The sequence below is a fragment of the Corynebacterium lizhenjunii genome, from assembly GCF_011038655.2.
Lineage (GTDB): Bacteria > Actinomycetota > Actinomycetes > Mycobacteriales > Mycobacteriaceae > Corynebacterium > Corynebacterium lizhenjunii.
The window spans coordinates 1,634,660-1,660,855 of record NZ_CP064954.1; the positions used below are offsets into that span (position 1 = coordinate 1,634,660).

Annotated in this window: 23 protein-coding genes and 3 pseudogenes; 4 read left to right on the forward strand and 22 right to left on the reverse strand. The window is 61.9% G+C overall.

The features are described 5' to 3' along the window. Nucleotides 1-18 precede the first annotated feature (18 nt). Nucleotides 19-738, reverse strand: coding sequence for a FliH/SctL family protein (locus tag G7Y31_RS07705; RefSeq protein WP_165006893.1), 720 nt, complete (start codon nt 736-738; stop codon nt 19-21). Nucleotides 739-812: 74 nt separating this feature from the next. After that, nucleotides 813-2,165, reverse strand: coding sequence for an NADP-specific glutamate dehydrogenase (gene gdhA / locus G7Y31_RS07710; protein ID WP_165006896.1), 1,353 nt, complete (start codon nt 2,163-2,165; stop codon nt 813-815). Between the two features lie 299 nt (nt 2,166-2,464). Between gdhA and G7Y31_RS07715 the strand changes: the two genes are divergently transcribed. Next, entirely contained in the window at nt 2,465-3,580 is a 1,116-nt protein-coding gene (locus G7Y31_RS07715) for a glycerate kinase (RefSeq protein WP_165006899.1), read from the forward strand. Here the strand turns inward: G7Y31_RS07715 and G7Y31_RS07720 are convergent. Beyond that, complete coding sequence (locus G7Y31_RS07720) at nt 3,546-3,944, reverse strand: hypothetical protein (protein ID WP_165006902.1); 399 nt, start codon at nt 3,942-3,944, stop codon at nt 3,546-3,548. The two genes, G7Y31_RS07715 and G7Y31_RS07720, sit on opposite strands and share 35 nt — an antisense overlap. 50 nt (nt 3,945-3,994) lie before the next feature. Here G7Y31_RS07720 and G7Y31_RS07725 point away from each other — a divergent pair, with 50 nt between their 5' ends. Further along, complete coding sequence (locus G7Y31_RS07725; protein ID WP_165006906.1) at nt 3,995-5,242, forward strand: amidohydrolase; 1,248 nt, start codon at nt 3,995-3,997, stop codon at nt 5,240-5,242. Between the two features lie 59 nt (nt 5,243-5,301). Then, a complete protein-coding gene (locus G7Y31_RS07730; protein ID WP_165006909.1) occupies nt 5,302-7,755 on the forward strand; it encodes a glycogen/starch/alpha-glucan phosphorylase in 2,454 nt (817 codons plus the stop codon). Nucleotides 7,756-7,895: 140 nt separating this feature from the next. Here G7Y31_RS07730 and pyk read toward each other — a convergent pair whose 3' ends face one another. The 3 genes from pyk to G7Y31_RS07745 all read right to left on the reverse strand — a co-directional run bounded on the left by pyk (nt 7,896) and on the right by G7Y31_RS07745 (nt 11,287). Continuing rightward, nucleotides 7,896-9,320, reverse strand: coding sequence for a pyruvate kinase (pyk, locus tag G7Y31_RS07735; protein ID WP_165007036.1), 1,425 nt, complete (start codon nt 9,318-9,320; stop codon nt 7,896-7,898). Nucleotides 9,321-9,518: 198 nt separating this feature from the next. Next, complete coding sequence (lgt, locus tag G7Y31_RS07740) at nt 9,519-10,400, reverse strand: prolipoprotein diacylglyceryl transferase (protein WP_165006912.1); 882 nt, start codon at nt 10,398-10,400, stop codon at nt 9,519-9,521. A 38-nt stretch (nt 10,401-10,438) separates the two neighbouring features. Then, nucleotides 10,439-11,287 (reverse strand): indole-3-glycerol phosphate synthase TrpC, encoded by an 849-nt coding sequence (locus tag G7Y31_RS07745; protein WP_165006914.1) that lies wholly within the window; start codon nt 11,285-11,287, stop codon nt 10,439-10,441. Nucleotides 11,288-11,771: 484 nt separating this feature from the next. Here G7Y31_RS07745 and G7Y31_RS07750 point away from each other — a divergent pair, with 484 nt between their 5' ends. Continuing rightward, nucleotides 11,772-12,983, forward strand: coding sequence for an HNH endonuclease signature motif containing protein (locus G7Y31_RS07750; protein WP_165006917.1), 1,212 nt, complete (start codon nt 11,772-11,774; stop codon nt 12,981-12,983). A gap of 225 nt (nt 12,984-13,208) precedes the next feature. Here the strand turns inward: G7Y31_RS07750 and G7Y31_RS07755 are convergent. The 16 genes and pseudogenes from G7Y31_RS07755 to G7Y31_RS07830 form a co-directional block, all read right to left on the reverse strand. Then, nucleotides 13,209-13,436 (reverse strand): annotated as a pseudogene (locus G7Y31_RS07755) (Trp biosynthesis-associated membrane protein); the annotation flags it as partial. Between the two features lie 29 nt (nt 13,437-13,465). Continuing rightward, nucleotides 13,466-13,786, reverse strand: a pseudogene (locus G7Y31_RS07760) (IS1634 family transposase); the annotation flags it as partial. A 46-nt stretch (nt 13,787-13,832) separates the two neighbouring features. Next, nucleotides 13,833-15,097, reverse strand: a protein-coding gene (locus G7Y31_RS07765) for an IS3 family transposase (protein ID WP_165011249.1) whose coding sequence is annotated in 2 segments (ribosomal slippage) — nt 13,833-14,815 and nt 14,815-15,097 — 1,266 coding nt in all. Because the reading frame shifts where the segments join, the coding sequence is not laid out codon by codon here. Nucleotides 15,098-15,152: 55 nt separating this feature from the next. Beyond that, a pseudogene (locus tag G7Y31_RS07770) lies at nt 15,153-16,358 on the reverse strand (IS1634 family transposase); the annotation flags it as partial. 185 nt (nt 16,359-16,543) lie between these two features. Continuing rightward, complete coding sequence (locus tag G7Y31_RS07775; protein WP_165010122.1) at nt 16,544-17,173, reverse strand: TIGR02234 family membrane protein; 630 nt, start codon at nt 17,171-17,173, stop codon at nt 16,544-16,546. After that, nucleotides 17,166-17,567, reverse strand: a complete 402-nt coding sequence (hisI, locus tag G7Y31_RS07780; RefSeq protein WP_165010124.1) for a phosphoribosyl-AMP cyclohydrolase — start codon at nt 17,565-17,567, stop codon at nt 17,166-17,168. Before hisI ends, G7Y31_RS07775 begins: the two co-directional genes overlap by 8 nt. Continuing rightward, nucleotides 17,564-18,328, reverse strand: a complete 765-nt coding sequence (gene hisF / locus G7Y31_RS07785) for an imidazole glycerol phosphate synthase subunit HisF (protein WP_165010126.1) — start codon at nt 18,326-18,328, stop codon at nt 17,564-17,566. Before hisF ends, hisI begins: the two co-directional genes overlap by 4 nt. A 2-nt stretch (nt 18,329-18,330) precedes the next feature. Next, entirely contained in the window at nt 18,331-19,146 is an 816-nt protein-coding gene (locus tag G7Y31_RS07790; RefSeq protein WP_165010128.1) for an inositol monophosphatase family protein, read from the reverse strand. Further along, nucleotides 19,147-19,911 (reverse strand): bifunctional 1-(5-phosphoribosyl)-5-((5-phosphoribosylamino)methylideneamino)imidazole-4-carboxamide isomerase/phosphoribosylanthranilate isomerase PriA, encoded by a 765-nt coding sequence (gene priA, locus G7Y31_RS07795; RefSeq protein ID WP_165010130.1) that lies wholly within the window; start codon nt 19,909-19,911, stop codon nt 19,147-19,149. It abuts the gene before it with no gap. A gap of 52 nt (nt 19,912-19,963) precedes the next feature. Then, nucleotides 19,964-20,596: an imidazole glycerol phosphate synthase subunit HisH gene (gene hisH / locus G7Y31_RS07800; RefSeq protein WP_165010132.1), complete on the reverse strand. Its 633-nt coding sequence runs from the start codon at nt 20,594-20,596 to the stop codon at nt 19,964-19,966. A gap of 3 nt (nt 20,597-20,599) precedes the next feature. After that, nucleotides 20,600-21,835: an MFS transporter gene (locus G7Y31_RS07805; RefSeq protein WP_165010228.1), complete on the reverse strand. Its 1,236-nt coding sequence runs from the start codon at nt 21,833-21,835 to the stop codon at nt 20,600-20,602. Nucleotides 21,836-22,019: 184 nt separating this feature from the next. Continuing rightward, nucleotides 22,020-22,190: a hypothetical protein gene (locus tag G7Y31_RS07810; protein WP_196823670.1), complete on the reverse strand. Its 171-nt coding sequence runs from the start codon at nt 22,188-22,190 to the stop codon at nt 22,020-22,022. A gap of 5 nt (nt 22,191-22,195) precedes the next feature. Beyond that, entirely contained in the window at nt 22,196-22,840 is a 645-nt protein-coding gene (gene hisB, locus G7Y31_RS07815) for an imidazoleglycerol-phosphate dehydratase HisB (protein ID WP_165010134.1), read from the reverse strand. Nucleotides 22,841-22,912: 72 nt separating this feature from the next. Beyond that, complete coding sequence (locus G7Y31_RS07820) at nt 22,913-24,019, reverse strand: histidinol-phosphate transaminase (RefSeq protein ID WP_165010136.1); 1,107 nt, start codon at nt 24,017-24,019, stop codon at nt 22,913-22,915. A gap of 14 nt (nt 24,020-24,033) precedes the next feature. Continuing rightward, the gene (gene hisD, locus G7Y31_RS07825) at nt 24,034-25,389 is read right to left on the reverse strand and encodes a histidinol dehydrogenase (RefSeq protein WP_165010230.1); all 1,356 of its coding nucleotides are present in this window, start codon (nt 25,387-25,389) and stop codon (nt 24,034-24,036) included. A gap of 130 nt (nt 25,390-25,519) precedes the next feature. Further along, complete coding sequence (locus tag G7Y31_RS07830; RefSeq protein ID WP_244977362.1) at nt 25,520-26,056, reverse strand: hypothetical protein; 537 nt, start codon at nt 26,054-26,056, stop codon at nt 25,520-25,522. Between the last annotated feature and the right edge of the window lie 140 nt (nt 26,057-26,196).

A 26,196-nucleotide genomic window follows, 5' to 3' on the forward strand; every position in this document is an offset into this window, starting at 1 on the left:
CGGCGCCACCTCCTGCCGCTAGGAGCGGGAGTATCCGCCTTGCTCATAGCCGCCGTCGTAGCGCGACTCGTAGGCATTTCTTCCCGATGCCCCCGCCCCGTGCCGCAATGCCTGCCGGTCATTGCCGATGGTGCGTAAAATACCCGTGAGTGATTCTTCGAACTGCCCCAGCTTGGCGTCGACAAACTCGTCGCATTCACGGCGCAGGCGAGCGGATTCGGTGTGGGCGGCCTCCACCACGCGGTGGGCCTCGTCTTCGGCGCGGCGCACCACCTCAGACTCGGAAACCAGGCGGGCTTGCTCCTGGCGGCCCTCTTCTACCGAGCGATCGTAAGCCTGGTTACCGGAGTCCACCAGGCGCTCATACTCCGCTTGGGCTTGGTCCACGGTGCGCGCTGCCTTGTCTTCCGCCTGGGCCACCATGGTGGTCGCACGGTGTTGGGCATCATTGACCATGGCGTGGGAGTCCTCCTCCGCGCGCGCGATGGTGGTGCGGGCCTGTTCATCGGCCTCCGCCACCATTTGGTCGGCGCGGTCCTGGGCGCCATGCAGGATGGAGTCTTGCTTGTCGAGGACATCTTGGGCATCATCCAATTCGACGGGTAGCGCATTGCGCAGCTCATCGAGCAGCCCCAGCATGTCATTGCGGGGCACTACGCAGTTGGACGTCATGGGCACGCCGTAGGCTTGCTCCAGGATTTGCACTAGCTCATCAAGGGTCTCGAACACTCGGTACATAGACTGCAAGCGTACTGCGCACCCGCCCCGCGCGCGGTCTCCCACGCTACGAAGCGGACCAGATTTAGCGCACCCTAGATAATCCCCTGGGCCAGCATTGCGTCCGCAACCTTCTTAAAGCCCGCGATGTTCGCACCAATGACGTAGTCACCCTCGCGGTCGTACTGCTTGGCAGTCTTATCGACATTCTTGAAGATGTTGGTCATGATCTGGCGCAAACGCTCGTCGGTGTACTCGAAGGACCAGCTATCGCGGGTGGCGTTTTGCTGCATTTCCAGCGCTGAGGTGGCCACACCACCGGCGTTGGCAGCCTTACCCGGCGCGAAGTTGACATCGGCAGACTGGAAGTAGTGCACCGCTTCCGGGGTGCACGGCATGTTGGCACCTTCGGCGACGTAGCGCACGCCATTGTCCGCCAGGAGCTTGGCATCATCGCCGTCGAGCTCATTTTGGGTGGCACACGGCAGGGCCACGTCAGCGGCAACCTCCCAGATGTTTCCACCCGCGTGGTATTCCACTCCGCTGCCAGCCTCGGCAGCGTAGGCAGAAATCCGCTCACGGCGCACTTCCTTGACATCCTTGATCAGGTCAATGTCTACACCATTCGGGCAGGTGATGTAGCCGGAAGAGTCCGACATGGCCACCACGGTTCCGCCGAGTTGTTGAACTTTTTGCGCCGCGTAAATGGCCACGTTGCCGGAGCCGGAGACAATGACCTTGGCGCCGTCGAAAGACTCACCGTGAGTCTGCATCATTTCCTGGGTCAGGTACACCAAGCCGTAGCCGGTAGCCTCGGTGCGCACCAGGGAGCCACCCCACGCCAAGCCCTTGCCGGTCAATACACCGGACTCATGCTGGTTGGACAGGCGGCGGTACTGGCCAAAGAGGAAGCCGATCTCGCGGCCGCCTACGCCAATGTCACCGGCGGGGACGTCGCGGTATTCGCCGATGTGGCGGTGCAGCTCCGTCATAAAAGACTGGCAAAAGCGCATGATTTCGCGGTCGGACTTGCCCTTGGGGTCAAAGTCAGACCCACCCTTGCCGCCGCCAATGGGCAAACCGGTCAAGGAGTTCTTAAAGATTTGCTCAAAGCCCAGGAACTTGATGATGCCCAGGTTGACCGAAGGGTGGAAGCGCAGCCCGCCCTTGTAGGGGCCCAGCGCGGAGTTGAACTGCACGCGGAAGCCGCGGTTTACCTGCACCTGACCCTGGTCATCGATCCACGGCACGCGGAAGATCAGCTGGCGCTCTGGCTCACACAGGCGCTCAATCAAACCATCGTCGGCATAGTGGCTGTCCTTCTCCAGCACAATCTTGAGCGATTCCAGTACCTCAGAGACCGCCTGGTGGAACTCTGGCTCGCCCGCGTTGCGCTTGAGCAGCTTGTCGTAATAGTTGGAAATTTGGGTGTCTACCGAATCAGACATGTGTGTCTCCTTGCCTCAGGGGCTAGTTCGCGCGCCGGGGTGGCCCGCAGCGAGCCCGTTCAATTTCCTAACGTCCGATAGTTTCCCCGCAAATGTCGAAAATTGCAAGCCAGCCCCGGCGACCCAGCGCCAAAAAATGCGCTCCTACCTGCGCAAATTACGGCTAAAAATTTCTATCAGAATTTCTATACCCCTATCGGTAATCATGGTTTTTCGGCACCCCGCGCACCGCAAAACAGGGAAGCCAGAAGAGCATGCCGCAGGGCGTTTGAAACCAAGGTGTCCATATACTGTCAGCCATGCTCGTTCTTGTCGCCCCCGATTCCTTCAAAGGCACCGCCACCGCCCAGCAAGCCGCCGCCAGCATCGCCTCCGGAGTGCGCGCCAGTCTTCCCGATGCCACCGTGGTCACCCTCCCCATGGCCGACGGCGGGGAAGGCACAGCGCAAATGCTTGCCGATGCCGCCGCCGCGGCAGGCGCCGAGGTCCTCGCCGTTACCCTGCCGGTCACCGACGCCATCGGCAGGCTCAGCGAAGCCACCTACTACCTCAACACCACCGCCAACACCGCCTACATTGACGTTGCCGCAGCCACCGGCCTGCCCGCGGTGGCAGACCGGCTCAACCCCCGGCAGGCAGATAGCTACGGCACAGGTGTACTTATTGCCGATGCCGAAGCCAAAGGCGCAACCCACATCATCCTGGGCCTGGGCGGATCTGCCACCATCGACGGCGGCTCCGGCATCCTGACCGCCCTGGGCGCGCCGGGGCATGACGCAACTGGCTTAGCCCTACCCCAAGGCGGGGCCGCACTGGTGCGCCTCGAGACCTTTGACACCGCGCAACTCAACATGAAGGCCGCTGCGCTGGATTACACGCTGCTAGCAGATACTCGCGCCACCCCTGCCGAAGCCGCCGTGATGTACGGGCCACAAAAGGGCTGCACGCGCGAAGACTTGGCGCTACTCACAGGCGCCATGCTACATCTGTGCCAACGCACGGGAATTTCTGCCGATACCCCCTCCTTTGGCGCCGCCGGGTGCATCCCGGTGGGACTGGCCTGGCTCTCGCGCTTACTGTGGGGCAATGAGGACCACCTACGAGTGCTACCCGGCGCGCAGGTCGTCGCCCAGGCATTGGGGCTGCCCGCTCGCCTGGCCGAGGCAGACCTGCTCATTACCGGCGAGGGCCGCTTTGACCAGCAATCGCTCACCGGCAAGGTGGTGGGCACGCTTGCTCAGCTAGCCGCCGAGCACCAGGTTCCCCTGGCACTTATCGCCGGAGAGATCACTGCCCCGGAGGAACTCAACGCCGTAGCCGCCGTGGAGCTGTCCGGCCACGGCCCCCTACCGGAGCAACTACGCGCGGCAGCGGCAGCGGTTATCGCACAATATCAAGCGTCCACGGGTAAATAGCGGGCCGTTCGTGGGCGCGTTCATCCTCTAACAAAACGTGATCCTTGGGTAGCGCCGCGTGTGGGGTCAACAATCGCGAGAGCACCATGGCGAGCTGGTTGACCGAGCCCTGGACACCAGCGACAGAGATGTCATAACGGTAGACAGAGGCGAACTCCAAGTCGCGGTCTTCGTGTTCATCGCGATAGACCTGGCGCAGCTGCTCGTCCACACCGTCCGGCAAAGCGGGATTGGCCTCCAGCTCCACGCGGGCACTGCCCAACTGGCCGGAGTCCACCAGCTTATTAACGGCAGTACTAAAGACCTCTTGTACGCGGCTGGCCTGCTCATCTGGCGCCAGAACACAAAACTGAATAATTGGCATGAGGCTTACCTTACCTAATGGTCCTCGCGGAGGGTCTAGAGTTGATAGACATGTCACACGTCTCGCCCCTTTCTGCTCCACTTTCTGCGGCAAACATCGCCCAGATTCTGGACTCCACCACGGCGGATTTATCCTGGCAGGAAGCCTTCTACCAGGACCTCCACCAGCACCCAGAGCTCTCCCACCAGGAGCAGCGCACTGCCAGGCGCATCCGCGAACAGCTAGAAGGCATGGATTGCGAAGTGGTCTCCCCCATCGGTGGCACGGGACTGGTGGCAATCTTCCGCAACGGCCCCGGCCCCACGGTGCTCACCCGCGCCGACTTCGACGCGTTGCCCGTGCGCGAGGACACCGGCGTAGACTTTGCGGCCACAAATGGGTGCATGCACGCCTGCGGCCATGACATGCACACCACCGCTTTGCTGGGAGCATGTGCACTTCTCGATGCCGCCCGCGAGCACTGGTCCGGCACCTTCCTGGCGCTATTCCAGCCTGCGGAAGAGACCTCCGATGGTGCCAAAACCATGCTTGCCGATTCCCTCGTTGACCGCGTTCCCCGCCCCGACGTCTGCTTGGGCCAACACGTCATGCCTGGACCTGCTGGGCAGGTCCAGATTGCCCCGGGCCCGATCCTGGCTGGTTGCGATTCGCTGCGCATCCGAATCCCGGGGCGCTCCGCGCACGCGTCCATGCCGCATAATTCGATCGACCCGACCTTCATTGCCGCCATGGTAGTGGTGCGCCTGCAGGCGATCGTGGGCCGGGAGGTAGCCCCGAGCGACTTCTTTGTCATCTCCGTAGGCGAACTACACGCGGGGGACAAAAACAACATCATCCCCGATTCCGCAGAGCTGGTGCTCAATACCCGCTACTATGACCCGGCCTTGGCCCAGAGGGTGTATGCCAGCCTGGAACGGATGGTGCGGGCGGAATGCGCGGCATCGGCAAGCCCTGGCGAGCCCACCTTTGAGTACTTTGCCCACGGCGAGGTCACCGACAATGACCCGCAAGCCCACGCCAGGCTGGCCCCCGTCTTTGTAGAAGTCTTTGGGACAGACTGCGTTCCTGCCGTACCCGCTACCGCATCCGAGGACTTTTGCTACCTGCCTCAGGCGTGGGGCGTGCCCTATTACTTTTGGTTGGTGGGCTCTACCCCGGAACACCGCCTGGATAATCCACCGGTTAACCACCAGGCTGACTTCCTACCGGACTACGCACCCACGGTGGCCGCCAGCACGCGGGCCGCGGCCGCAGCGACGCTGAGCTTTTTGCACGCAACCCAGCCCCGCACCCCCTAAGCAGCGCGGGTGCACATTAAGCTGTGGAGTGACTGTGTTACACCGACCGTGAGGATTCAATGTCATCTGCAGCTTCTTCCCGCCCAGCCTCTGCTGGAACAACGCCTACAACAACGCCTACATCGCATTCGGCGTTTAGCGCCGCCATCCCCGGCCACGTCCGCGCCGCTAGTGGCGTTGGCCCTCAGGCAGCCAGCAATCGCAAGTTCTGGTCCGGCCTGGCTGCCACCGTGGTGGACACCATCGCCGAGCGCTGGGAGGCTACTCGCCGCACCTACGCCGCCACCCGGCAGCAGCACTATTTTTCCGCCGAGTTCCTCCAAGGCCGCGCGCTGCTCAATAACCTAACCAACTTGGACCTGGTTGATGATGCCGTTGCGGGTGCCCGCGCCGGTGGCCGCGAGCTGGCCGATGTCCTCGAAGCCGAACACGACGCCGCACTGGGCAATGGCGGCCTGGGCCGCCTAGCGGCGTGCTTCCTGGATTCGGCCGTGACCCAGGACTACCCTGTCACCGGCTACGGCCTGCTCTACCGCTATGGACTCTTCCGCCAGTCCTTCGACAACGGCCACCAAAAGGAAGAACCGGACTCCTGGATGGAAAACGGCTATGACTTTGTCATCCGCCGCGCCACGGACCAGCGCCGGGTACACTTCGATGACCTGGATGTCCGGGCTATCCCCTACGATATGCCAATTACTGGCTATGGCACCGATAACGTGGGCACGCTGCGCCTGTGGAAGTCGGAGCCCATCGAGGAGTTTGATTATGATGCCTTCAACTCGCAACGCTTCACCGACGCCATCGTCGAGCGCGAGCGAGTCATGGACATCTGCCGCGTGCTCTACCCGAACGACACCACCTATGAGGGCAAAGTGTTGCGCGTGCGCCAGCAATACTTCTTCGTGTCCGCCTCCCTGCAGCAGATGATCGACAACTATCTGGCCCACCACGGCAAGGATCTGCGCGGCTTTGCCGCCTATAACTCCATTCAGCTCAATGACACCCACCCGGTGCTGGCCATCCCGGAGCTCATGCGCTTGCTCATGGACGTCCACGGACTGGGCTGGGAGGACTCCTGGGCAGTGGTGCGGGAGACCTTTGCCTACACCAACCACACCGTGCTTGCCGAGGCCCTGGAAAGCTGGGAGGTTTCCATTTTCCAGAAGCTCTTCTGGCGTATTTGGGAGATTGTGGAAGAAATCGACCGGCGTTTCCGCCTGGAGATGGCCGAACGTGGACTGGACCAGGGCCGGATTGACTACATGGCACCGGTCTCCGGCGGGCAGGTACACATGGCGTGGATTGCCTGCTATGCGGCATACTCCATCAATGGCGTGGCGGCGCTGCACACGGAGATTATCAAGGCGGAAACCCTCTCCCAGTGGCATGAACTCTGGCCGGAGAAGTTCAACAACAAGACCAACGGTGTCACGCCGCGGCGCTGGTTGAAGATGTGCAACCCCCGCCTGGCGCAGCTGCTGACACAGCTTTCCGGCTCCGATGAGTGGGTCACCGACCTGACCTCTTTAAGCGAGCTGGCGCACTTGGCAGACGATGAGCAGGTGCTCGATGACCTGATGGCGCTCAAGCACCGCAACAAGCAGGACTTTGCCGCCTGGATTAAGGACTACCAGGGCGCTGAGGTCAATCCTGATTCCATCTTCGACGTGCAAATCAAGCGCCTGCACGAGTACAAGCGGCAATTGCTCAATGCCCTCTACATCCTGGATCTGTACTTCCGCATTAAAGAAGATGGCGAGGAGGTGCCGGCCCGCACCTTCATCTTTGGCGCGAAGGCGGCGCCGGGTTATGTGCGCGCTAAGGAGATAATCAAGCTCATCAACACCATCGCCGAACTGGTGAACAATGACCCCGCCACCAAGGACATCATCCGGGTGGTCTTTGTGGAAAACTACAATGTCTCCCCTGCGGAGCGCATTATTCCCGCCGCTGACGTCTCCGAGCAGATCTCTGTCGCGGGCAAGGAGGCCTCCGGCACGTCCAACATGAAATTCATGATGAACGGCGCGCTGACCCTGGGAACCATGGATGGCGCCAACGTAGAGATTGTCGATGCCGTTGGCGAGGACAACGCCTATATCTTCGGCGCCCGCGTAGAGCAGCTGCCCCAGTTGCGCGCCGACTACAACCCCGGCCACCTCTATGACACCGTGCCTGGTTTAGCGCGCGTCCTCGATGCCCTCACCAGCGGGTTGCTGGGGCACGAAAACACTGGCATCTTCGGGGATGTGCGCTCCAGCTTGCTAGACGGCCAGGGCGAACACGCCCAAGACCAGTACTACGTCCTGGGTGATTTCGCCGCCTACCGCGAAGCGCGCGACCGCATGGCGCAGGACTACGTGGACGACCCCCGCGGCTGGGCGCGCAAGGCGTGGCTCAATATCTGCTACTCCGGGCGCTTTTCTTCCGATCGCACCATCGCTGACTACGCCCGCGACGTCTGGAAGATAGAACCCGCCCCCATCGCGGGCGCAAGCTCCACCCGCTAGCGCCCACCGGCGGCTAGCCAGGAGGTGCTGCGGCGCCCGAACGGCGCCCGGTTAACTGGCGCCTCTCCCCGCTGGCGCTGCCAAATAGGCGGATCCGCTCGCCCGCCGGGCGGGCCTGCGTCCGCCCACCTGGCGGGCCGCTAGGCGCTAGGGCGCTGCGTCTGGCCCAGGGTATGAACCTGCACCATGTTCGTGTTGCCGGAGATTCCCGGCGGAGTACCGGCGATGAGGACAATCAAGTCGCCCTCGTCGTATTCCTCCATGCTCAGCAGGGCCTCGTCCACGGCCCGGATCATATCATCCGTGGAATCAACATCCGGGCTCAAGAAGGTCTGCGCGCCCCAGGTCAGCGCCAACTGAGAACGCACTGCAGGGAAAGGCGTAAACGCCAGCAGCGGCAGGCGCGAGTGCAGGCGTGCGACGCGCTTGGCGGTATCGCCAGAAGACGTAAACGCCACGATGGCCTTGGCATTGAGGCGCTCGGCAATATCGCGCGCGGAATACGACACCACACCGCGCTTGGTGCGCGGCACGTGCGACAAGGGCGGGACCTGTCCGCCGGATTCAGCGCTGCGCACAATACGGGCCATGGTTCGTACCACGTTGTGCGGGTCAATGCCCACGGAAGTCTCCCCAGACAGCATGACTGCGTCCGCGCCGTCAACCACGGCATTGGCCACATCGGATGCCTCCGCACGAGTCGGACGCAAGTTAGTGATCATGGAGTCCAACATCTGGGTGGCCACAATCACCGGCTTGGCGTTTTCACGCGCAATCTGAATAGCGCGCTTCTGGAACAGCGGCACCTGCTCCAGCGGCACCTCAACACCCAAGTCGCCGCGGGCGATCATAATGGCATCGAAAGCCAACACAATCGACTCCAGCGCGTCTACAGCCTCAGGCTTTTCCAGCTTCGCAATAACCGGAACGCGGCGGCCTTCCTCATCCATAATGGCGTGCACCAAATCCACATCCGCGGGGGAACGCACGAAGGACAGCGCCACCATGTCCACGCCCAGCTTGAGCGCAAAGCGCAAATCCGCGATGTCCTTATCCGATAGCGCCGGGACCGAAATATCCATCCCCGGCAAAGAAACGCCCTTGTTATTGGACACCGGGCCGCCTTCAACGACCTCACAGACCACATCAGGGCCGTCTACTTCCTTGCACACCACGGCCACCTTGCCATCGTCGATGAGAAGGCGATCTCCCGGCTTAGCATCCTGGGCGAGGTTCTTATAGGTAGTAGAAACCCGGTCATGGGTGCCCTCGACGTCCTCGACGGTAATGCGCACAATCTCGCCTTCCGCCCAGAACTCCTGCGTATTAATAAAGCGCCCCAAACGAATCTTCGGCCCCTGCAAGTCAGCCAAAACGCCCACGGCGCGGCCAGTTGCATCAGTTGCCTCGCGCACCCAGGCATAGTTGCGCTCGTGGTCCACGTGGTCGCCGTGCGACATATTCAAACGCGCCACATCCATGCCGTCTTGCACCAAGCGCAAGATGCCCTCCTGGCTAGCCACCGCCGGGCCCAGGGTGCACACAATCTTCGTTCTTCTGTCCAGCATCGTCTATCCGACCTTCTACTTTCTTCGAGGACTTACCGGATTCCAAACTACTCGTCTTTTACCCCTCCGGCCACCATTGCGGCTCAAACTGTGGCCCACACCGCCCAACGCCCCGCCAGCTACATCGGGCACAAACAAAAAGAACCGGTCCCCCGAAGCACAGGAAACCGGAAAGGTTAACGGGGCATCGGCAAGCTAAGCACCCGCCCGGGCGGCAAACTTCGGGTCAACCTCAGCCGGAGACTCCTGGCCGCGCGGCAACCGGAAGAACACCACCAACGCCACCGCACACAACACCACCGCTACCAGGACGTTAATGCGCATGTCGAAGACCATCGTGGCCTCATCGGCACGCAGATTCTCCACCACAAAACGCCCCGCCGTATACGCCACCACGTACAGGGCAAAAACCCGGCCATGACCCAACGACCACCGCTTATGCGCCCACAAGAGGAACCCACACACCGCCAGGTTCCACAGCAGCTCATACAAGAACGTGGGGTGCACGCTGGCAACAACCTCCCCCGTGGACCGCCCCGTCATGGGAGCAAATCGGCCGGCCTCATCCACACGATAATAGATGTCCAAGGCCCACGGCACCGTGGTCTCGCGGCCATAAAGCTCCTGGTTAAACCAGTTGCCCAGGCGGCCAATCGCCTGCGCGGCCACCAGGCCGGGCGCGACGGCATCGGCAAACGGGCCCAGCGGCACGCCCTTAATCCTGAACAACACCCACATGGCCAACAATCCCAGCGCAACCGCGCCCCAAATGCCCAGCCCACCATTACTCACCTTGAACACATCCACCGGATGACACTCGGCGCAAAAGTACTTGTCATAGTCTGTGAGCACATGGTAGGCCCGCCCGCCAATAATCCCCGCAGGGATAATCACAATCGCAGCATCCCACACCGTGTCCGGGTTGCCGCCCATCGCGCGATAACGCCGCAACGTCAGCCACAGCGCAAAGATAATGCCCACAACAATGCACAGCGCATACGCCCGAATAGGCACGGGACCAAGATGCCACACGCCCTGCGGCGGGGAAGGGATATTAGCCAGGTGATAAATCTGCACCCCTTGAGTCTGCCAAAGACGCGCCTCGCGCGCAGGATTTACCCCTGCTTACGTGACGGGCACGACGGATGCCTCCCCGTGGCGACCAACCGACGCGCCGAACCCAAAGGATCCGTGGCGGTCAAAATAGACTCGCCCACCAGCACAGCATCCGCCCCCTGCGAGGCATAATCAAAAACATTGCGGGAACTCTCCACCCCACCGGCAGCTATGCGCACGCACGTCTCCGGCAACCCCGGCACAATACGACCAAACACATGCCGATACAACTCATCCGAAGCCAAAGACCACGCGTTAATCCCAATCACCGACGCCCCCGCTCCTAGCGCCCGGTCCGCCTCCTTCGGGGTACGCACCTCCAACAGCGCAGTCATTCCCAGCGACTCAATCCTATCCAGCAGCGAAACCAGCCGCGCATGGTCCAATAGCTCGACTTGCAGGGGGACGATATCGGCGCCGTAGCAGCGGGCCTCGTGAATCTGATAGGGGTCCACAATGATGTCCCGGCACATCATGGGCAGATTCGTCGCCGCCCGTGCCACCGCCATGTCCACCATTGAGCCCCGAAACCGCCGCGGCTGAGTCTGCACTGCCAACAACCCCACACCCACATCTTCTAGCTGCTGGGCAAACCTCCCCCACTCCTGCGGGGAGCCCCAACCGGTAATTTCCCCACGGTACGGCACTGCCCGCTTGAGCTCCGCAATAACCGAGCACCCCGGGGCCAGCAAGGCCGCCAGCGCGTCACGGGGTGGCGGGGAGGAGCGCGAACGCGCCTTGATGTCCGCGAAGCTGACCAGTGCCTCCCGCGCCGCGACGTCCTCACGCACGCCAGCAACAATCCTGTCTACCAGGATTGACCGGGGTGCCCGAGGCTGCGTGTTCATCACTGTCTCCCTGCGCCAACTGTCCGCGCCACTGTTTCCCACAGCGTAGTGGTCCACGCCATTGCCCGCGAAATTCTTCCCCCTATTCTCCCCCATCCACGCTGCCCAAGCTTGCCGATGCCCCCTCCCCTCACCCAGCGCCCGCACCCGGCGCACCTCCCGCCGCCTGCAACCGAACCGGCATATCCCACCCCCGGCCCTACACGTGACCTGTCTCCGAGACCTGCCGCCAACACCCCGACTGCCATCGCTACCGGCTGGCGCCTACGCGTGACCTGACTCCACGACCCGGCGCCGACATCCCGACCGAAATCCGGATTGTGCGCCGCAACCGCGCTACCCCGTCTGGGTTGCGCTACCCCCGTGTGGGTGCCCCCATTACCATCGGTAAATCGTCCCAAAGTTTACCCTCATTGCACACTCGAGTGGACAATTTTCCGATAACCCTTGCGAACGTCTCGCGAGAGTGTTTATTCTCGGTGGCATGAACTTCGAGACACTACTTGCGGGCCAAGGCCCCGTCATCGACGCACTAGCTGGTTTCGCCGGCCACAGCGTCGAAGACCTCACGGCAAACGGGCTGTGCCCGTTTGTCGCACGCAAGTACGTCACGCTGTATAACACCTACTACGGACAGACCTCATTTACCGGCTTGCAATACAAAGCCCTAACCGCTGCCCGCACCCAAGGGCATTCTGCTGAAGCCTTAGACTTCATCGAGTCCAAAACCAGGCGAGTTGCCGACAAGCTCGCCAAATGGAAACTACGCGTCAAACTCTGCAAGACGCCTGCCGCACAAATCGAGGCCGTTGCCCGGGAACAGCTAAAGAAACTAGCCAAGCCGCGCGAGGTTAAAGAAGGCGTAAAACTCACCCACCACGCCAATGGGCTAGCCACGCTCAAAGCCACAGGCAAATCTGTCGACATTATGGATGTCCACGCTGTGGTAGACCCGCAAGACCAAGTAGAAAGCTTCCTGGCAGCCTTTAGGGGCACAGGGGCTGGCAAACAACGCTACATCCCGATCATTCCCATCTACATTGATCAGATTTGTGAGTTCGTCGACCGGATGCACAACCCCGGCCGCTATCCCACCGATGCCGATATCCGCGTCCGCGCCTCCAACGGCGCCATCCTCACCGGCAAAGACCTCCTGGAACGCCTGTGTCTGGACTATGGGTTTATCGCAGCCCTCTCCCGCGAACACGGCCCATTGGACTTGTACCGCTACTCGCGTACCGCTAACTCTAAGCAACGCCTCTTGCTACTCGCCGAGGGTGCAGAATGCTCCTGGGTGGGCTGTCACTTGCCGTTTGATAAGTGCCAGATCCACCACATCCACCCCTGGAACCAAGGTGGTCAAACCAATATGTCGAATCTGACCCCGTTGTGTCCGCATCATAACGGTGCTAATGAGGACCACCCACCAGATGGCATCCCGATAACCCGAGGCCGGATAGTACGAATGGGTACCGGGGTCGGATGGCAAGCACCCGGTGGCGCCCCACCAACACAAACCCGACCCATAGCGGCACCGCCATCAGCCACACCCACCGACTCCCCACCGCAAGCCCATCACCAAGCAACACCACCACCGCAAGCCCAACACCAGGCACCACCGCCACCGGAAGCCCATCACCAGGCAACACCGCCACCGGAAGCCCACCACCAGGCAACACCGCCACCGGAAAGCTAGCCGCCAGCAGACCAGCTAGAGGCCAGCAAGCGGACCAGCCGGAAGGTATGCGTCCTCTTGCCAGATGGCAGGCACCGGCGGGCGGCAGGAAGCTGGCGGCATCGGAAAGCACACAGCCCCAACCGCGACGACCAAAAACGCGCGGAAGGGGCTACAGGTGCGAGCACACCTACACGAAGCAAGAGTGAGCGGGCGGCAGACGGTGAGGGACGGGGTATCGGCAGGCTAGGCGCGGGGGTCGGTGGGGTCGATGTCCTCGTCGAGGGCGTCCCAGAGCACGCGGCCGGAGTTGGGGCTTTCACGCAGCTCCTGCTGAAGTTTATCGGCGCGCACAGCTTTGGTCTCATAGCGCGTTGAACGCGCAGAGTCTTGGCCGGGGCGCATCGCCAGCAAAATGGCACCGAATAACGCCACGGCAGCTGCTGCGATGGCCAGTGCCGGTCCTGTCACGGTGGCATCGGCGGCACCCGAGTTACGACATTTTAGTGCGGAATTCGGGGTTCAATGATTGCGTCGACGAGTTGTTGGGTTTCCGGTGGCAGTGGTGTGGCGGCGTGAATGGTGGTGCCGTTGAGGGTCAATTCGATTGTTCGGTGCTTTTTGAGGGTTCTCACGACACGCTTGATGCTTTTGCCGGTTGCTGTTTCGATCATTTTGCTTATCGCTAGTGCAGCCATGACGATATTGAGGTGGGCGTTGATCGAGTCTTGTGTTCTCGCATAGACTGGGCGGGCTTTGAGGTCAGATTTCGACATACGGAATGATTTTTCAATGTTGAGCAGGTGTCTGTATGTCGCCAGCACCTGTTGTGGTGGCAGTGACTCGCCCCGGGATTGTGAGAGTGGGTGTTTAAGCCGCTTGGGCTTCTGATTGCTCCCTGTTGGGATTGGTGAGACGGTACCACATTTCGTGTTCCTTTGGTGGAATGTAGTCAATGGATCCGTGTAGTCGGTCGGTGTTGTACCAACTCACCCAGCTCGCGGTGGCTGCTTCGACTTCCTGCCAGTTGCTCCACTTACGGCCTTCGAAATCAATCTCCTCACTCTTATACAGGCCAATGGTGGACTCCATAAGCCCGTTGTCGTAGGCATCGCCGACAGTTCCGATAGAACCAGTCATTCCTTCCCGGGCTATGAGCCCGCGCAGCTCGGCACTGGTGTACTGCGAGCCTGCATCCGAATGATGGATGACTCCTACCGGGCTAAAGTTTGGGTCTTCGCGGCTGCGAAGGCTAATAGCTTGGCGCAGCGCGCTGAGGATAAACTCAGTGGTCTTTGACTCGGCAACGCTATAGCCCAGTATCCTGCGCGAATACACGTCGGTGACAAACGCAACGTAGCAAAAGCCCTGCTTGGTGTAGACATAGGTAAAATCTGCCACCCACCACTGATCCGGGCGTTCTACGCTTTCCCAGGCTCGTTTGCAGTGATCGGCAAACCGGGGATTGTTCGGGTTGGCCACTGTCGTGCGCGTGGATTTACGCCGCAGCACACCACTAATGCCCAACAGGGTCATCAAGCGATTGACTTTCTCCCGACCAATGTCCCATCCAGCCCGCTTGGCTGCCTTCCACAGCTTGCGACGCCCGTAGACCCGCCGATTAGCAACCCACAGGTCGTAGAGCCGGTTTGCCTCGTATGCTTCGTCAAGCTCGGCATCGGTAGGACCGAAATTTCGTGCCTGATACCGGTAATAGGTAGCAGGAGAAATCTGGTACTGATGCTCGTTGAGGACCTGGCACATCCGCTCGATGGAATAAAGGTGCCGGTGAGCATGGAGAAACTCCACGACTATTTTTGTTTGCGGTCGAGCTCCGCCTGGGCGAAAAAAGCCGAGGCCAACCTCAAGATCTCGTTGGCCTCTGTCAGCTGCTTGACTTCCTTGCGCAACCGGGCAATCTCGGCGTCCTTGTCCTGCTCGGCAGCAAGCGAGGAAGCCGCTGCTTCCTTCTCGGCTTTCAGGATCCAGTTATTCAGTGTCGCCGGGTTGATATCCAGCATCCCACCGATCTTGCGGCGCGCCCCAATCTTCGTCGCGCCCTCCTCGGCAACCGCCTCGTAGTACAAGCGCAGCGCACGGTCCTTGGTCTCTTGATCAAACCTCATAGTGCCCATGGGCCCCATTATCTCCTATTTAGCTCGTGCACTCTCACACCCCCAGGACGCCTCACAGTGATGTCAGGGTCGTCTCGTAGCCTTTAATCCCAGCTAGGGACCTATGTTTGGCTGCTAATTCGTAGTTGACCTTCTTGTTCGGAGCTTTCAGATCAACGTAGCGATTACGTTTGATGGCGACTTTGCCTTCTACGGCCCGGGCAGCCTTGGCTAACTGCTCGTCGATTCCTCGTAGGCTACGCCGGGCCCGGTCGTGCGAGTAATGGAAATGCGTCACGGAGTCTGGCTTTTTCAACTTCGAGCTACGCCCATGCGTGTAGGAAGGCTGGGACCATATTTGCCCGTGTGCATAGTCTTCGTCGGGGTGATCGATTCTCCACTGTGCAATGACTTCGGGAATACGGGGGACTTTTGTTGACAGGATGTAGTCAAGCCCGGCTTCGACAAGGGCGGTCTTATTGTCGGCAGAAAACATGCCCGCGTCAGCAACGACAGTTACCTGGTCGATATTATAGGCGGCCTGAAAGGCCCGGATCATTGGCAGCATTGTCTGTGTTTCGGCTTGGTTGCCTTCGTAAGCCCCAATGTGTAAAGGAAAGCCTGCAGCATCGGTAAGCAGGCCTACTAAGATCTGCGGTTCAACCCGGCGTTCTTTAGAAAATCCTGATTTACGCAGGTCATCTGGTGTATCAGTTTCAAAGTAGAGTGTGGTCACGTCGTACAAGATGAAGCTACCTGTACCGATGCTGGCTTGAGACGCTAGCGCCTGAGTGAGGATTTCGCGGAAGGATTCAGTAGCAAAGTGCGGAAGATGTCGCTGGATAGTGCGATAGTTAACGCTTTGAACACCGACGTCAGCCAGGGTTTCTATCGAGTCCAGCTTCGAGCCCGGTGAAATGATACGAGCGCGTACCAAATCCAAAAAGACACGATTGTCACCGGTAGCAACATCTAAGCCCAGCTGCTGATAGCAGGCATCAATGCAGTCAAGGAGAACCCCAGCTTTCTGGGAGCTCACCGGCAACGGGTTGTCCTTTGAGCCGGTTGCCGAAGGCCTAGCACGTTGATCAAGGCCTAAATCCAAGGCGAGCTGATCGCCATCAATAACGCGCTGAGCTTGCGCTTTAAGCAGTGCCAGTTCATTGTCATCGTGAGCAGAGCCGATATGCTTCATCGACTTTTTGCCCCCACGTTCACTCAAGACCACCTGGACAGCCACGGCCCCAGAAGCAGTGGTGACAGTACGGATGTAGGGACTCATAAAAGATCACACTACAGCCAACCCCGCCACCTACCCCCTTAGTGCGGAAAATTCCGGCCCACAAAAAGCAAACCCCCAGGCCAACGTGTCAAGGGTTAACTTAATCACACCCCAATGTCGTAACTCGGGCTACACGAAGCAAGAGTGAGCGGGCGGCAGACGGTGAGGGACGGGGTATCGGCAGGCTAGGCGCGGGGGTCGGTGGGGTCGATGTCCTCGTCGAGGGCGTCCCAGAGCACGCGGCCGGAGTTGGGGCTTTCACGCAGCTCCTGCTGTAGTTTATCGGCGCGCACAGCTTTGGTCTCATAGCGCGTTGAACGCGCAGAGTCTTGGCCGGGGCGCATCGCCAGCAACATGGCACCGAATAACGCCACGGCAGCTGCTGCGATGGCCAGTGCCGGTCCTGTCACGGTGGCATCGGCGGCAGTGACTTGCGCCCAGCTAGAAATGGACTCTGCGCCCACCGCGGTGGTGTTATCCCCGGCGGAATGCAGCAGCTGCTGCGTGCGGTCAAGGTCAGCGCCGTAGGTCAGCAGGGCCACGGGGCGCCAGGCCACGCCGGCTGCCGCCAGGGCCACGGCGACGCCAATGCCCCGCCGGGCCCCGCGGCGCAACGCTAACCCCGCCAATGCGCCGGCAAGCAACAGCAGTGCAACTGCGGTGGACTCCAGCGCCCAGGTGCTCCCGGTGAGGTCATAGGTAGCGGTGCCGGATTTGTCATCGTCAACGGTGGCGTGCACCCAAGTCATGCGCGAGGCCGCCCACAACCCCAGGGCCGCCAAGGTCATGCACGCGGGCCCGTACTTTCTACCCATGGTGGTTGCTCCCCTGCGGTGTCTCGGCGGCTAGCAGAATATCGGCGTCAAAACAGGTGCGGTCCCCGGTGTGGCACGCCCCGCCGGTCTGGGTGACTACCAGCAAGATAGTGTCGCCATCGCAGTCCAGGGCTACAGACTCTACCCGTTGGGTGTGGCCGGAGGTTGCGCCCTTGATCCAGTATTCGTTGCGGGAGCGCGAGAAATACGTGGCCTGACGCGTGGCCAGCGTGTGCGCCAGAGCGTGAGTGTCCATCCACGCCAGCATCAGGACTTCGCCCTCGGTGGACTGCACCACCGCGGGCAGCAGTCCGGCGTCGTTGAGTTTGAGGCGGCCGGCTATAGCGGCGTCTAGCTCGAAGGTGTCCGGCTGTCCGGGTATGGAGGGACTCATTGGCGCACCTCGTGACCGGCGGCGGCGAGGGCGTCTTTGACATCGGCCAGCTCTACTTCGCCGAAGTGGAAAATGGACGCCGCCAGCACGGCATCCGCGCCAGCTGCGATAGCCGGCGGGAAATGCTCGGGAGCACCTGCCCCGCCGGAGGCGATGACCGGTACGTCCACTGCCGCGCGCACTGCGGCGATGAGTTCCAGGTCAAAGCCTTGCTTGGTGCCATCGCCATCCATGGAATTGAGCAGGATTTCGCCCACGCCCAGCTCCTGGCCGCGCCGCGCCCACTCGATGGCATCCATGCCCGCCGAGCGGGTGCCACCATGGGTGGTCACCTCAAACCCGGAGGGTTGCTCCGTGTTGCGGCGCGCGTCAACTGAGAGCACGATGCATTGGGAGCCGAAGACATCTGCAAGCTCGCGCAGCAGTTCCGGGCGCGCTATGGCCGCCGAGTTGACCGAGACCTTGTCTGCCCCGGCGCGCAGCAGTGCGCGGACATCCTCCGCGCTGCGCACCCCGCCGCCTACGGTCAGGGGAATAAACACCTGGTCAGCAGTCCGGCGCACCACGTCGAGCATGGTCCCCCTGTTGTCCTTGGAGGCGCTAACATCCAGGAAGGTCAGCTCGTCTGCGCCAAGCTGGTCGTAGCGCTGCGCCAGTTCCACCGGGTCGCCGGCATCGCGCAAGTTCTCAAAATTGACTCCCTTGACCACCCGGCCGTGGTCTACGTCCAGGCAAGGGATTACGCGCACTGCTAGTGCCATGGTTAGTCCTCTTCTTCCGATTGTTCCTGCAAGGCCGCCAGCAAGGTGGCATGTACCTCAGGGGTGCCCACTACTAAGCCTGCCGATGCCGCCGTCCACTGCCTTCCCTCCGGGTCCGTCGCCGTGCCCCCGGCCGCACGCACCAGCAGGGCACCGGCGGCATTGTCCCAAGGGTGGGCAGAATAGTTGACCGCCCCGGCAAACACACCTTGGGCAACGAAGGCGGTGTCTACCCCCACGGATCCGGTCATGCGGGGGCGCAGGCCGGTAGACAGCAAGTTGGCATAATTTTGTGGGCTCAGGTGGGTAGAGCAGCCGACGTGCCTGATGGCGCTGGCGGCGGCAACACCGCCCTGGGTGGTGGCGCCCGCGGGAGCAACACCGCCCTGGGTGGTGGCGCTGGCGGGAGCAACTGCGCCGTGGCTGCGCAACACCCCTCCTTCGGCTGCAGCGACGCGGCGGCCAAGCAGCGGAAAACTGGCCACCGCCACCACCGGCTGCCCGCGGTGGAGCAGTGAAACCAGAATCCCGCAGAGGGGGTTTCCGGCGGAATAGTTGGCAGTGCCGTCGATCGGGTCAACTACCCACACGGTGTCCTGGCACAGGTTGCCGCCGAATTCCTCACCGTAGACGGCAATTCCGGTGAATTGGGTCAGCGCGGTGCGCAGACGCTGCTCGATGGCCCAATCCACCTGGGTGACAAACCCACCGCCACTTTTTTGCTGGGCCGGTGGGGCCCCTAGCCCCTGGATAAAGAGGGGCTCAACCTCGTCTACTGCCGCCTCGGCGACAGCGAGGAGCGCACCTGGCGTGTGCATCTACAACGCCTCTTCGACCGGCAGGGGCTCAACTGCTGCCACGGCGGCCAGAGCGTCCGGCAAGGTAAAACGTTGTTCATAGAGGGCTTTGCCAATGATCGCGGAGTCGATGCCTTCGTTGGCATAACGGGCTAGCTCGCATAGATCCGCGATGGAGGAAATGCCGCCGGAGGCGGTGATTTTAGCCTCGGTGGCCGCTGCGACCTCGCGCAGCAGGTCCACATTCGGGCCCGTGAGCGTACCGTCTTTGGTCACGTCGGTGACCACAAAACGCTGACAGCCTGCAGCGTCTAGGCGTTCTAGGACCTCCCAGAGGTCCCCACCATCGGAGACCCAGCCATTGCCCTTGGTGCGCCAGTGCCCGTCTTCGAGGCGCACGGCCAAGTCCACGGCCACTGCCTCCGGGTACTGCGCCAGCACCTGCGCGATCCATTCGGGATTCTCCAATGCAGCGGTGCCGATGTTGACCCGGCGGGCGCCGGTATCCAGGGCACGACGCAGCGAGGCATCATCACGAATACCCCCGGTTAGCTCCACATGCAAGTCCACCTGCCGGGCGATGTCTGCCATCAGCTCGTGGTTGGAACCGCGATTAAAGGCCGCATCCAAATCCACAAAGTGCAGCCAGGTTGCCCCTTGCTCTTGCCACTTCAGCGCAGCAGCCAAGGGGTCCCCATAAGATTTTTCTGTCCCGGCTAGGCCTTGGTCCAGACGCACGGCATGGCCGTCTACCACGTCAACGGCGGGAATGAGTTCAAAAGTCATTGGCTTAAATCCTTATTCGGTCCAAAAGGGGCGGGCGGCGCGCTGCCCGCAGTTAGAAGGCCTGCAACCAGTTGCGCAGCAAGGCTGCACCGGCATCGCCAGATTTTTCTGGATGGAACTGGGTAGCCCACAGCGCCGCGTGCTCCACAGCTGCAACACAGCGGTCCCCACCGTAACTGGTCCAGGAGACGGCGGGGACGGGGGTATCGGCAGACTCAAGCTGGAACTGGCGCACCCCGTAGGAATGCACAAAGTAGAAGCGCTCATCTGCAGGCAGGCCAGCAAACATAAGGCTGCCTGGAGCGATGTCTACCGTGTTCCACCCCATGTGCGGCAGCACAGGGGCCTGAAGGCGCTCAACCACACCCGGCCACTGGCCGCAACCGGCCGCCTGCGTGCCGTGCTCAGTGCCGGATTCAAAAAGCACCTGCATACCCACGCAAATGCCCAGCACCGGGCGCTGTGTTGCCACCCGCTGCGCGATTATGTCCGGGCCGCCCACAGATTCCAATCCCTGCATGCACGCCGCGAAAGCGCCCACCCCGGGAACCAGCAAGCCATCGGCCTCCGCAGCAATGAGAGGATCCGCAGTAATGGTAACCTGCGCCCCTACCCGTTCCAGCGCGCGCTGAGCCGAACGGAGGTTGCCTGCCCCATAATCCAAAAGGGCAACGTGTGAAATCATGGTTTATACCTTACGCATTCGCTGTAGACGTGTCTTGATATTGTCATGCTCCGCAATGCGGTGCGCCCCCAGGTAGAAGTCCAGGCCCGTCATCACCACGCCAGCCAGGATGATAAGCGCGCCTGCACCGTAGGCCGTGGCGTAGCCAGCCGCAGTGACCAACCCCGCCAGGAGGACAGAGCCCAGCCCTGTCCCGGCGTCGTAGAAAATGTTCCACACAGCGGAGGCCTCGGAGACATTCTCCCGCGGCAGGCGCGAAAACATTGATAGCAGGGCCTCATTTTGAATGATGCCGAACGCGCCACCAAAAAGGACCGCGGCCACAACCAGCCAGCCTACGTGCCAGTGGTAGGCCATGGTGCCCGCCATCAGCGCCAGACCGGAAAACGCCACCAGCTGCGAGGGGATGGACAACAACCCAGGTTTGCCGGTGCGGTCCGCAACCATACCGGCAAAATAGCGAAAGACCATCGCCGCCCCGCCAACGACAGACAACATGATGCCACCCAGCACAGCGCCAGTCACCGGATCAATCTCGCGCACCGAGGCCGGCAAGAAGGAGGCGATGAGCCCGTAACTCATCGACAGCGTGGTCACCGACAGTGCTGGCACCAGCACCAGCTTCCACGTCGCCGCCCGCCGGGGTGGCGCGGGATCCTCCGCCGGGGTGGCGCGGTCTTCTACCGCCGCGGTCTTGCTCCGCCCCTGCGCCGGGGCGGGCTTGATGGAGGGCAAGCGCACGCACATCACCATTCCTAGCGCGCCCATGCACGCAGCCGTAATGTAGGCGGCGTCGTAGCTCCACTGGCCCTGGATCCACAGCCCGGCTGGGAGGAAGAGCATCTGCGACAACCCCACGAACACGCCCATAGTGCCAGTGGCTTTACCCAAGTAGCGCAGCGGGACAAGTTCTGCGATCATGGCGGATTGCGCCACAGTAAGAGCGCCGAAACCCACCCCCCGCAGCGCGCAGAACAGCAGCACCAGGCCAGGTTCCATGCCCAGCAGGTGTCCCAGAGCCGGCACGCCAAGCATGGCGGCAGAGACCGCCATGACCGGCCGGTAACCCCAGCGTCGCAGCAGCCAGGGGGTCAGAATCTGAGTGACCACCGTAGCGGCCATAAAAATTCCGGTGGTGGCGCCGGCTAGCCCGGCAGAGCCCCCATGGTCAAGAACGGCCAGCGGCAGCAACGGCAGGAGCAACGACCAGGCGCCAAAGGCAGCGGTCATGGCCACCATTGTTTCCGTGTAACCGTTAATTGACCACAGCCGAAACTCTTGCGCCACCACTTTCCTCCGTATTCTTGCTCAACACCGGCCTAACGTCGCTGCTTCCAAGCCCAGCATAGGGGCCACGACCAGTCTTAAAGGTCAATCCCTAGCCGCAGCTCCAGGCCTGGGAGCCAGGTTCTAGGCGCTGGTTCTAGACCAAACCGGATGCGCTGACCATCCACGCCACTGCCGCCCCGAGGGTGACCGTGGCCAGGATGCCCGCGATTAAGGTCCAGTACTTCGCGCCATTTTGATACGCTGCCCACGCCCCGCCGACAAGCAGGCCGGCGAGCAGGAACAGAATCATAACCATAAAATGCACAGCTACTAGAGTGCACCCTTTGTCGAAGGAATGCCAACTACCCGGCCGTCGGGCGCAACGGCATGGCGCAGGGCGCGCGCCACGGCCTTGTATTCGGCCTCCGTAATGTGGTGGGGGTCGCGACCATAGCGCACATTGACGTGGAGAGTAACCCCGCTATGGGCGGCGAAAGTCTCGAAGAAGTGGCGGTTAATCACGGTGGCGTAGTGCCCGCCGATGATTTGCCACTCCAGGTTTTCCGGCTCGCCATTCATCACGAAGTAAGGTCGGCCGGAGATGTCTACGACGGCTTCCACCAGCGCCTCATCCATGGGAAGCAGTTGGGAGCCAAAGCGGGTGATTCCCGCCTTGGTGCCCAGTGCTTGGGCGAAGGCCTTGCCCAGGACGATCGCGGTGTCTTCGACGGTGTGGTGGGCGTCGACGTCGATGTCGCCATCGGCACGCACCCGCAGGTCAAAGCAGCCGTGGGTGGCAAAGGCGGTGAGCATGTGGTCAAAGAAAGGCAAAAGGGTACGAATGTCAGATTTCCCGGTGCCGTCCAGATTGATCTCTACTTCAATGTTCGACTCCGAGGTTCGGCGCTGGTGGGAGCCTATTCTTGCCGATGCCCCCGTCGCCTCCCGCTCGCCTGGGTGTTGTTGTGTGCTCAACCGCGTTCTCCTCTACTGTTCCTGGTATCGCCGGGCCTGGTCTCGCCGGGCCCGGATACCCTGGTCCTGGGTTTACTGGTCCTGGCCCATGATGCTATCGGTGCACCGGCTCGCGGCTGCCAAGAAGGCATCGTTCTCTGCCACTAAGCCGATGGTTACGCGCAGGTATCCGGGAACGGAAACGTCCCGGATGAGCACCTCTTGGTCCAAGAAGCGCTGCCATACCGCGTGCTGGTCAGCGAAGCGACCGAAGAAAACGAAGTTGGACTCGCTGGGTACTACCTCGAAGCCCAGCTGCTGCAGGCTCGCTACCACACGGTCGCGCTCTGTGGCCAGCGCCGCTACGGTCCGGAGGGTCTCCTCGCTATGGCGTAGCGCCACCAACGCCGCTGCCTGGGATAACGCGGACAGGTGATACGGCAGGCGCACCAACATGACAGCCTCCACGAAGGCGGGGTCGGCCACAAAATAGCCCAACCGCCCGCCGGCGAAGTCGAAGGCCTTAGACATAGTGCGCGAGACCACGACCTTGGTGGGGTACTTGGCCACCAGGCTTACCGCGGAGGCAGACGGGGAAAACTCTCCGTAAGCTTCATCCACTATCACTATCCCGGGGCTGGCCTCTACCAGGGCCTCGATGTCTTCCAGACTGGTGACGTCCCCAGTGGGATTATTGGGCGTGGTAATAAAGACCACGTCCGGGCGGTGGCGGGCAATCGCGTCTAGTGCGGCGTTCATGTCAATGCGAAAATCCGCACCACGGGGGCAATCGATGAACTGCGTCTGCGTTCCAGCCGCCAGAATTGGGTGCATGGAATACGACGGGCTAAAGCCCAGCGCGCTGCGCCCCGGCCCGCCGAAGGCTTGCAACAACTGCTGCAGTACCTCATTGGAACCGTTGGCAGCCCACAGGTTCTCCACGCCAACCTCCACGCCGGTCTGGCGGCTGACATAGCGCGCCAGCTCCTGGCGCAGCTCCATGGCATCGCGCTCCGGGTAGCGGTTAAGTGAGCTGGCCACCCGCTCAACCTCGCGCACCAAGTCCGCTATCAGCTCCGGCGACGGCGGGTAGGGGTTCTCATTCGTATTCAGCTGATTCGCCACCTGCAGTTGGGGTGCGCCATAGGCACTTTTGCCGCGCAACTCCGGGCGCAGGGGCAAGCTTTCAAGTTCAGCCATGTAGCACTCCTTAACTAGTGAGATTGGGAGTCAGTAACGTTGGGGTTCTGGCAACGTGCCCGAATGGCTTCGCCATGCGCGGGCAGCGACTCGGCATTAGCAAAAGCGATGATATGTGGGGCAATGTCTGCTAGAGCCTGCCGGTCATACTCAATCAGGTTGACCGGGCGCAGAAAGGTGTGCGTAGACAGGCCGGCGCTAAAGCGCGCGGTGCCAGACGTGGGAAGCACATGGTTGGAACCGGCCGCATAATCGCCCAGCGGCACCGGGGAGTACTCCCCCACAAAAATGGCGCCCGCATGGCGAATGCGCTGGGCGATCTCTCGGGCATTGCGGGTGTGAATCTCTAAGTGCTCAGCAGCATAGGCATCCGCCACGCGGATAGCGGCATCCAAGTCATCGACCACAATGATGCCCGACTGACGTCCACCCAGGGCCTCGGCGGCGCGCTCGGCATTGGCAGTCACCGGATACAAACGGCTGACCTGGGCCCGGGTGGCATCGGCAAGCTCTGCGGAATCCGTAATGAGTACGGAGGCCGCCATGGGGTCATGCTCGGCCTGGGAAATCAGATCATAAGCCACAAACTCTGGGTTGGCGGAGTCATCGGCCACAATAGCAATCTCCGTGGGGCCGGCCTCTGCGTCCGTTCCCACCACCCCGCGCACCAGGCGCTTAGCGGCGGTGACAAAGATATTGCCCGGGCCCGTGATCATATCCACCGGCTCCACCGGCTGGCCGCCAGTCAGCTCCGTGGCGGCGTCATCGCCATAGGCCAGCAGGGCAATCGCTTGCGCACCGCCCACGGCCCACACCTCCTCGATGCCCAGGATGTGGCACGCCGCCAAGATGGTCGGGTGCGGCAGGCCGCCGAACTCCCGCTGCGGCGGGCTGGCCACCACCAGGGAGCGCGCTCCGGCAGCCTGCGCGGGAACCGCGTTCATAATCACCGAGGACGGATACACCGCCTTGCCTCCCGGCACGTAGAGTCCCACGCGCTCTACCGGCAAGAAGACCTCCGTGACGCTGGCCCCCGGGGCCAAGGTGGTGGTGTGGGAGGACGGCTTTTGCTCCGTGTGCACCGCCCGCACCCGGGCAATCGCGGCGTCCATGGCTGCACGCACCTGCGGGTCCAGCTCCTGGGCCGCCCGGGCAAGCTCCTGGGCTGGGACCCGCAACGTGGCCGGACGCACCCCATCAAACTGCTCCCCTAGCTCCACGGCGGCCTGCGCCCCACCGGCTTTGACCTTGTCCACTAGCGGCGCCACCGTAGCCAGCACCGCAGCGACATCTGTGCCCCCGCGCGGCACGGCACGGCGAATGGCGGCCGGTGTCAGATGCTGGCCGCGCAGGTCGATCAGCGACATCAGCCCCGCGGCAGCAGCAGGGCTGTCCGGGGTTGCGGCGGTATCGGCAGAGGGATTCTGTGCGGACACGGCAATACTCCTTCAACTGCGCGGGCCCACCCCACGCGGCTAATTCTTTACAATCACATTCATACTATACGGATAGGGTTTCCTGCCGCGTACTGGGGCCTTGCCCCTGGGCTTCCCAGTCGCTATCAGCACTAACAAAGGCGGCGGACCAATACGCCAACATCGCGCCAAAAGAACTGCACACCCACGCCACTCCCGGGGACATCGCGGGCACCCAACTAACAGTTTGGCCAGGCTGGACGGAATCTGGCGCAACACTAGTGGCCGTAGCACCGCCACAGACAAAGAATGCCGCCGCCCCCGCCAGCGCTACAACGCCCACCCACAACAGCATGCCGATGCCCCGCTGGTCCCCCGCGCGCACATACGCCAGGCTTCCCAGCACCAGGCCCAATAAAGTCGTTATCAGCGCAAAGCTTCCCAGGGAGGCAAACTGGACATCCGCCACGGTGTCTACGCTGACGTGGCCGTCGCCCACCGCCTGGCCGCTGACGGCGGGGCGCCACAACCCCCACAGCGCCCCGGCCGCACTATAGGCTATGAGCGCGCAGGCCAACACTCCAGCCCCGGCACCCAGGCTGCGCCGCGTGTCAGACTTCATTGCCCACATGCTTGCCCCTTTCCCAGAGACTTCTTCACCGCTTCTTCTCTACTGCTTCTTCTTCGCCACATCTGCACACAAAAGTAGGGCCCCAAGATCAACATCTCGAGGCCCTGCCACAGGCGCACGCCACGCAGCGG

Coding starts and splice junctions, on each gene's coding strand:
- G7Y31_RS07705 (WP_165006893.1), bottom strand. CDS start 738: ATGTACCGAGTGTTCGAGACCCTTGATGAGCTAGTGCAAATCCTGGAG.
- gdhA (WP_165006896.1), bottom strand. CDS start 2,165: ATGTCTGATTCGGTAGACACCCAAATTTCCAACTATTACGACAAGCTG.
- G7Y31_RS07715 (WP_165006899.1), top strand. CDS start 2,465: ATGCTCGTTCTTGTCGCCCCCGATTCCTTCAAAGGCACCGCCACCGCC.
- G7Y31_RS07720 (WP_165006902.1), bottom strand. CDS start 3,944: ATGCCAATTATTCAGTTTTGTGTTCTGGCGCCAGATGAGCAGGCCAGC.
- G7Y31_RS07725 (WP_165006906.1), top strand. CDS start 3,995: ATGTCACACGTCTCGCCCCTTTCTGCTCCACTTTCTGCGGCAAACATC.
- G7Y31_RS07730 (WP_165006909.1), top strand. CDS start 5,302: ATGTCATCTGCAGCTTCTTCCCGCCCAGCCTCTGCTGGAACAACGCCT.
- G7Y31_RS07745 (WP_165006914.1), bottom strand. CDS start 11,287: ATGAACACGCAGCCTCGGGCACCCCGGTCAATCCTGGTAGACAGGATT.
- G7Y31_RS07750 (WP_165006917.1), top strand. CDS start 11,772: ATGAACTTCGAGACACTACTTGCGGGCCAAGGCCCCGTCATCGACGCA.
- G7Y31_RS07775 (WP_165010122.1), bottom strand. CDS start 17,173: ATGGGTAGAAAGTACGGGCCCGCGTGCATGACCTTGGCGGCCCTGGGG.
- hisI (WP_165010124.1), bottom strand. CDS start 17,567: ATGAGTCCCTCCATACCCGGACAGCCGGACACCTTCGAGCTAGACGCC.
- hisF (WP_165010126.1), bottom strand. CDS start 18,328: ATGGCACTAGCAGTGCGCGTAATCCCTTGCCTGGACGTAGACCACGGC.
- G7Y31_RS07790 (WP_165010128.1), bottom strand. CDS start 19,146: ATGCACACGCCAGGTGCGCTCCTCGCTGTCGCCGAGGCGGCAGTAGAC.
- priA (WP_165010130.1), bottom strand. CDS start 19,911: ATGACTTTTGAACTCATTCCCGCCGTTGACGTGGTAGACGGCCATGCC.
- hisH (WP_165010132.1), bottom strand. CDS start 20,596: ATGATTTCACACGTTGCCCTTTTGGATTATGGGGCAGGCAACCTCCGT.
- G7Y31_RS07805 (WP_165010228.1), bottom strand. CDS start 21,835: ATGGTGGCCATGACCGCTGCCTTTGGCGCCTGGTCGTTGCTCCTGCCG.
- G7Y31_RS07820 (WP_165010136.1), bottom strand. CDS start 24,019: ATGGCTGAACTTGAAAGCTTGCCCCTGCGCCCGGAGTTGCGCGGCAAA.
- G7Y31_RS07830 (WP_244977362.1), bottom strand. CDS start 26,056: ATGAAGTCTGACACGCGGCGCAGCCTGGGTGCCGGGGCTGGAGTGTTG.